General features: G+C 59.2%; 6 protein-coding genes and 1 tRNA gene. 6 read left to right on the top strand and 1 reads right to left on the bottom strand.

From position 1 onward, the window contains the following. Window positions 1–10 precede the first annotated feature (10 nt). The 4 genes from HU750_RS24875 (at window position 11) to HU750_RS24890 (ending at window position 3,552) form a co-directional block, all read left to right on the top strand. The gene (locus HU750_RS24875) at window positions 11–772 is read left to right on the top strand and encodes an ABC transporter substrate-binding protein (protein WP_099428098.1); all 762 of its coding nucleotides are present in this window, start codon (window positions 11–13) and stop codon (window positions 770–772) included. A 55-nt stretch (window positions 773–827) separates the two neighbouring features. Continuing rightward, the gene (locus HU750_RS24880) at window positions 828–1,523 is read left to right on the top strand and encodes an ABC transporter permease (protein WP_027594258.1); all 696 of its coding nucleotides are present in this window, start codon (window positions 828–830) and stop codon (window positions 1,521–1,523) included. Continuing rightward, window positions 1,520–2,209 carry an ABC transporter permease gene (locus HU750_RS24885; protein WP_186682939.1) on the top strand — a complete coding sequence of 230 codons (690 nt, stop codon included), beginning with the start codon at window positions 1,520–1,522 and terminating at the stop codon, window positions 2,207–2,209. Before HU750_RS24880 ends, HU750_RS24885 begins: the two co-directional genes overlap by 4 nt. A 131-nt stretch (window positions 2,210–2,340) precedes the next feature. Continuing rightward, window positions 2,341–3,552: a methyltransferase gene (locus tag HU750_RS24890; protein ID WP_186682941.1), complete on the top strand. Its 1,212-nt coding sequence runs from the start codon at window positions 2,341–2,343 to the stop codon at window positions 3,550–3,552. A 236-nt stretch (window positions 3,553–3,788) separates the two neighbouring features. Here HU750_RS24890 and HU750_RS24895 read toward each other — a convergent pair whose 3' ends face one another. Next, window positions 3,789–4,082 carry a DUF3077 domain-containing protein gene (locus tag HU750_RS24895; RefSeq protein ID WP_186682943.1) on the bottom strand — a complete coding sequence of 98 codons (294 nt, stop codon included), beginning with the start codon at window positions 4,080–4,082 and terminating at the stop codon, window positions 3,789–3,791. Window positions 4,083–4,541: 459 nt separating this feature from the next. Between HU750_RS24895 and HU750_RS24900 the strand changes: the two genes are divergently transcribed. Next, a complete protein-coding gene (locus tag HU750_RS24900; RefSeq protein WP_027594254.1) occupies window positions 4,542–4,790 on the top strand; it encodes a hypothetical protein in 249 nt (82 codons plus the stop codon). Window positions 4,791–4,888: 98 nt separating this feature from the next. Continuing rightward, window positions 4,889–4,964, top strand: a tRNA-Thr gene (locus HU750_RS24905). Window positions 4,965–6,764: the final 1,800 nt, after the last annotated feature.

A 6,764-nucleotide genomic window follows, 5' to 3' on the forward strand; every position in this document is an offset into this window, starting at 1 on the left:
AGCAACACGAATGCAGACCTATAAGAAATTCCTCCTGGCCGCTGCCGCCACCCTGGTGTTCTCGGCAAATGCCATGGCAGCCGAAAAACTCAAAATGGGCATTGAGGCGGCCTACCCGCCGTTCAACAACAAGGATGCCAGCGGCCAAGTGGTCGGCTTTGACAAAGACATCGGAGACGCACTGTGCGCCAAGATGAAAGTCGAATGCGAAGTGGTCACCTCTGACTGGGACGGCATCATCCCGGCGTTGAACGCCAAGAAGTTCGACTTCCTGATCTCGTCGCTGTCGATCACCGATGAGCGCAAGCAGGCCGTCGACTTCACCGACCCGTACTACTCGAACAAGCAGCAGTTCATCGCCCCGAAAAACGTCGACTTCAAAACCGACCGCGCCTCGCTCAAAGGCAAGACCATCGGTACCCAGCGCGCCACCCAGGCAGCCACCTGGCTGGACGACAACGGCGGCATGGACGGCGAGTTCAAGGTCAACCTGTACGATGGCCAGGAAAACGCCTACCTGGACCTGACCTCCGGCCGCCTCGACGCCATCCTCGCTGACAAGTACGCCAACTACGACTGGCTGAAGTCCGCTGCCGGCAAAAACTTCGAGTTCAAAGGCGAACCGGTAAACGACAGCGACAAGGTCGGCATTGCCGTACGCAAAGGCGACAATGAGCTGCGCAACAAGCTCAATGCCGCACTCAAGGAAATTGTCGCCGACGGCACCTACAAAAAGATCAACGACAAGTACTTCCCGTTCAGCATCTATTGATTCGCCCCGACCGGCACGCCCTTGAGGCGTGCTGGTCCCTAGAACGACCCTACCCATGACTATCGACCTGCACGGATTCGGTCCGGCCCTTGCGGCTGGCACCTTGATGACCGTAAAACTGGCGCTCTGCGCCTTGCTGCTGGGGCTGATCCTGGGCCTGCTCGGTGCCCTCGCCAAAACGTCCCCGGTCAAGCCACTGCAATGGCTTGGCGGCTTCTACTCGACCTTGGTTCGCGGTGTGCCCGAACTGCTTTGGGTCCTGCTTATTTATTTCGGCACCGTCGGCATGATGAACAGCCTCGGCGAGGCGCTCAACATGCCCGGCCTTGAGCTCAGTGCCTTCGCCGCCGGCGTCATCGCCCTCGGCCTGTGCTTCGGCGCCTACGCCACCGAAGTATTCCGTGGCGCCATCCTGGCAATCCCCAAGGGCCACCGCGAAGCCGGCCTGGCACTGGGCCTGTCCAAGGCGCGCATTCTGTCGCGGATCATCCTGCCGCAGATGTGGCGCATCGCCCTGCCTGGCCTGGGCAACCTGTTCATGATCCTGATGAAAGACACCGCGCTGGTGTCGGTCATCGGCCTGGAAGAGATCATGCGCCACGCGCAGATCGGCGTGACCATGACCAAAGAGCCGTTCACCTTTTACATGGTCGCGGCCTGCATCTACCTGGGCTTGACCGTCATCGCCATGACCGGCATGCACTTCATGGAAAAACGCGCCGCTCGCGGCTTTGCGAGGGCTGAATCATGAATTGGGAAGTCATCATCAAATGGCTGCCACGCCTGGCGCAGGGCGCGACCCTGACCCTGGAGCTGGTGGCCATCGCGGTGGTTGCCGGGCTGATCCTGGCCATCCCGCTGGGCATCGCCCGCTCGTCCCGCCACTGGTACGTGCGCGCCCTGCCGTTCAGCTACATCTTCTTCTTCCGCGGTACCCCGCTGCTGGTGCAGCTGTTCCTGGTCTATTACGGCCTGGCCCAGTTCGACGCCGTGCGCAACAGTTCGTTGTGGCCTTACCTGCGCGATCCGTTCTGGTGCACCGTGCTGACCATGACCCTGCACACCGCCGCCTACATCGCCGAGATCCTGCGCGGCGCGTTGCAGTCGATCCCCAAAGGTGAGGTCGAGGCAGCACGGGCGTTGGGCATGTCGCGGGGCAAGACCCTGTTCTACATCATGCTGCCGCGCGCCGCCCGGATCGGCCTGCCGGCCTACAGCAACGAAGTGATCCTGATGCTCAAGGCCAGCGCCCTGGCCAGTACCGTCACCCTGCTGGAACTGACCGGCATGGCGCGGACCATCATCGCCCGCACCTACCTGCCGGTGGAGATCTTCTTTGCCGCCGGGTTGTTCTACCTGTTGATCTCGTTTGTGCTGGTGCAAGGCTTCAAACTGCTGGAGCGCTGGTTGCGGGTAGACGCCTGCCAAGGGCGCTAAACCTTACTGGCCTCTTCGCGGGCAAGCCCGCTCCCACAGGAATGCCACCGGGCTCAAACCTTGTGCACCCTGTAGGAGCGGGCTTGCCCGCGAAGGGCTGCAAAGCAGCCCCAACCCTGCCGACCACAACCATGACCCCACCCCCCATCCTCCACAGCCACCCGCTAAGCGACCGCTTCCAGGCCCTAGACCAGTTCCTGACCGAGCACCAGCACCTGTGGAAACCCAGGCCATTCACCGCCCTGCGCCTGGAATGGGAAGCCCAACACCCAGCGCTCGCCGCCCACCTGCGCCAATCCCCCCTGGCCGATGCCGACGCCGAGCCCGACCCAACCACCCTGCCCGCGCCCTTCCCACAACTGGCCCAGCAAGCCCACCACTTCAGCGCCCTGGATAAACTCCCCGACGCCGGCCTGCCGCCCGCCGCCCACCGCCTCGACGTCGGCGTACCCGGCCGCAAGTGGCAGCAGATCGAAGCCTTCACCCGCCGCCTGGCCTTCAACCAGCAACCCCAGCACTGGCTGGACTGGTGCTCCGGAAAAGGCCACCTCGGCCGCCGCCTGCTGCAGCCCGGCCAGCAGCTGACCTGCCTGGAATACGACGCTGAGCTCGTCGCTGCCGGCCAAGCCCTGAGTGACCACCACCACCTACCCGCGCGCCATGTGCATCAAGACGTAATGGCCGCCGACAGTGCCCGCCACCTCGACAGCGACAAAACCGTGGTCGCCCTGCACGCCTGCGGCGACCTGCACGTACGCCTGCTGCGCCTTGCCAGCCAGCAAGGCTGCCGCCAAGTCGCGGTGGCCCCCTGCTGCTACAACCGCATCGAAGCGCAGCACTACCAGCCGGTATCCACAGCCGCCCAAGCCTCCAGCCTACGGCTTTCGCTGGACGACCTCGGCCTGCCATTGAGTGAAACCGTCACCGCCGGCGCCCGCGTGCGCCGCCAGCGCGACACCTCGATGGCCCGTCGCCTGGGCTTCGACCTGCTGCAACGCCAACAGCGCCAGTGTGATGATTACCTGCCCACCCCATCGCTGCCGGTGGCCTGGCTGGACAAGCCCTTCGAGGCGTATTGCCGCGACCTGGCCGCACTCAAGCAACTCCCGCTGAGCGGCACGCCAGACTGGGCTGCCCTTGAGGCCGCCGGCTGGCAGCGCCTGGCCGAAGTCCGCAACCTCGAACGGGTGCGCAACCTGTTCCGCCGCCCCCTGGAACTGTGGCTGGTACTCGACCGCGCCCTGTTCATGGAAGAACAAGGCTATGCCGTGCGCCTTGGCTTGTTCTGCGACTACCCACTCACGCCGCGCAACCTGCTCATCCTCGCGGAACGCGACCGTTAGCCGCAGCACAACCTGTGGATAAGTCTGTGCACAAGCTTTTGATGAATGGTTGGATCCAAGCGCTATTTCAAGCGTTTGGCTTATTCCTGCAGGCAGTTCAAGGCCCGCAAAAACAGGCATTTGCGCAAAGACCAGCGGCGTATGGGTTCGGCATGCCTTTCGCGCAAGTGGGCAATGCTACTTGTGCATAAACTTTTGTTGTGCTTTCTGCAGGGGCCACAAAGCGGCCCGATGCGTCAACGGTTTTTGTTCTTGGCCAGCTCGATATCGTTCATCAAAGCCTTGGCCAGCGCCGCCAGGTAATCGGCTGCGCCCAACAGCTTGTGGTCGTCTTCCATATCGCCCTCCCTGAGCAGGTGCTTGATATAGCCGAGCAAGATCGAGACCTGCTCGTAGGCATCGTCGATGGGGATGCCGGGTTGTACGCGCAGCAGGTTAACCGGTGGGTTGCCGACTTCGAGGAAGGTTTCCAGGCCTGCGGTGGTGATCTCAATGTGGGGCTGGGGTGGATCGGGGACGATTTTGATCATGGCGGACTTCCATTTTTTCTCAAAAAGGAACTGCCACCCGATCTTTCTCACGGATTGAAGGTGGCAGCCGTACGCGGGGTGAGAAACCGAGGAGAAAAAACGCGAAAAGACTCGGCCAGACCGAAGTCTGCCCGCGCACGGCCACCATTACAGTGCCGCCAATTTCTCAATCGGGTTCTCACACCCGGTCGCCGAAACGACCCGAAAACGGTATCCGTGAGGCACTTCCCCGACAACAGCGATACTTCGGCAGCGCGCGTAGGATAGGTCCGAAGCAGCCCAACCCCGAAGCATTTGGTTTCAGGTTCAGAAATGCCTTACAGGTCACGCACCGCCTCCCCTTCCAGGGTGTATTATCCGCCCCCCAAATCATTAAAAAGACACGTCGCACGCTGACCGCCAGCCCTGCGACCTTCTGGCGTTGCGCCAGAGCCGACAATGGAACAACGGACCCTTATCGTGACCCAAGCCAAGCCCCTTGCCCTGTTGACCCTCGCCATGGCCCTGACCGCGTGTGCCGGCGGCACCCCAAGCCAGCCTTCCAGCAACCTGGGCTGGGACACCCCCGCCATGCAACTGGGCGGCGACCGAGGCCTCCCCCTGCGCGCCGACACCCCTTGCCGCAAGCGCGGCTGCGACAACGACAAGCTGTTTTTCAACCCCGGCAAAACCGAGCCAAACGTCAACACGATCCACCGCGGCTGGTAGGAAAAATCTCCTTTTAAGCCGGTGACTTAGCTCATTTGCAAACAATCGCAAGGAAGTGGTTTACAGGCGCCAAACGATCGTTATAATGACGCCCCATTGCCGGTATAGCTCAGATGGTAGAGCAACTGACTTGTAATCAGTAGGTCCCGGGTTCGATTCCTGGTGCCGGCACCATACGATGTATCAAAAAAGGCTCACCGAAAGGTGGGCCTTTTTTGTTTGTGTGTTCGCTGCGACACCCCATAGCCCCTCAGGGCAGCCCGATAGGCCCGTCACGGGATTGCCACCTTGCAGCGCACTGGATACGCACCAGCTTCAGTAAGCTGAGCTACCCCCATATCCAAAGGCCACCCATACCCTTGAAAACTGCACGCCCCGTGTAGGAGCTGGCTTGCCTGCGATGGGCTGCACAGCAGCCCCAAATGCCTCCGCCAAAACACCGTTCTCACCGCCAACCAGAGATCTCCCCAGCGCCCAAAAGGTCGGCCCCGCATCGAACCCGTACCCAGCGTAGTAATGTCTATCAAACACATTGCTGGCATTCCAGAACAGCTACCCAGACCAGCTGACGTCGGTAACCCCCACGCCCACGCCATTGATGGGCCACCCAACGGGGCTCGCTACCGGAGGGATAAACCCTGCGCGATAACCCTCCATGACTAATGTCCAGCGGCTCCCAACATCCCGCCGAAAGCAATGGATGACATTCCTTCTCTGCGCATAATCGCGGTCATCGCCAACCCCGCTGTCCTGCAGCAATCTATCCGCTTTGTCGTAAATTGCGCCAATTGTATCCACCTATTTCTCCTGGAAAGAGCCGGGCACTTCAAACACTGCTGCAGCCCTGATCGCACATGTCTTCGCGGCAATCCCCCTCATGACAATCGGCGTGACAAACGCCGATGTCACCATCAACAGCGATGTAGATGATGGTGCCGCAGACCAAGGAATGGACTGCACCTGACTGACAGTCAGGCATGCCCCGGTCATCGCATTGCTGCTTGCACCTGGCTCAGGATCTTCAGGCACTGGTCTCGTCAGCCAATGCTGCCTCCACCCGCCCACCAGTAACGGTGTCAAGGAGGCCAGATCATGAGATGCCCTTGCTCCCGGTCGTAAGGAGCCGCCAGCCACGCGTAGAGGACACTCCCCACAGGTCGCAGGGGCCTTGATCCCTGATAGCACTCAATGTTCTTGGCGGGATGACGTGGGGAGGTTTACAGATGAGCGCCACTTAGCGACGGCGACACTTACATTTAGTGCAAATGGGAGATTTGCCAAAACTTCAATCAAAAACGACGAGTGGTCGACTGAAGCTTTCGGATCTAGAAATGTGCTCCGGCGGACTTTGTACGGTTAGCTCTACACCGCGTAAGCTCAAACAGCTTTGGCAGGTAGATTAGACCATGATGGCATTGTGCTTTGATCCATATTTAAATATGCTTCCTCCGATGCGCCCAGGCGAACCAAAAATGAAACAAATTGTTAGCTCACATAAAAATCGATGTCAAATTAGCATTTGATTAAATTCAGTGCCATATAGCATATTATTTAGCAGAACAGAAACATGAAAACCTGAACTCTCGACAACCACCCTTCACATTTCAGCGACTATCATCGCATGCCAGATTGGTAAAAGAGAATCCTATGCTGAATCAGAACTTTTCACCGGATAATCTAAAAAAATTCCTTCATAGCAGACGCGATCAGCGGAAATTAAAGAGTCAGAACTCCTTTGAAAGCGAAGAGAAAATTCTGACCGATCTGAGTTACACGGTGGACAGTCAAGATTTTAAATTTGAAAGCATTAGCAGTGCTCACATAAAAAACAAACAAATAGTCCGCACCAAAAGCATAAAAGAGATGAATCGCCCCTGGTTTCGTAGACACCTCCAAGCCTCATAATGAGGCCCAAATAGGAGGTGCCATGAGTCGTCAGCGTTACCCCGAAGAATTCAAGATCGAAGCGGTCAA

This window comes from Pseudomonas sp. SWRI50, from assembly GCF_014269095.1.
In the GTDB taxonomy this organism is placed as follows: Bacteria; Pseudomonadota; Gammaproteobacteria; order Pseudomonadales; family Pseudomonadaceae; genus Aquipseudomonas; species Aquipseudomonas kermanshahensis.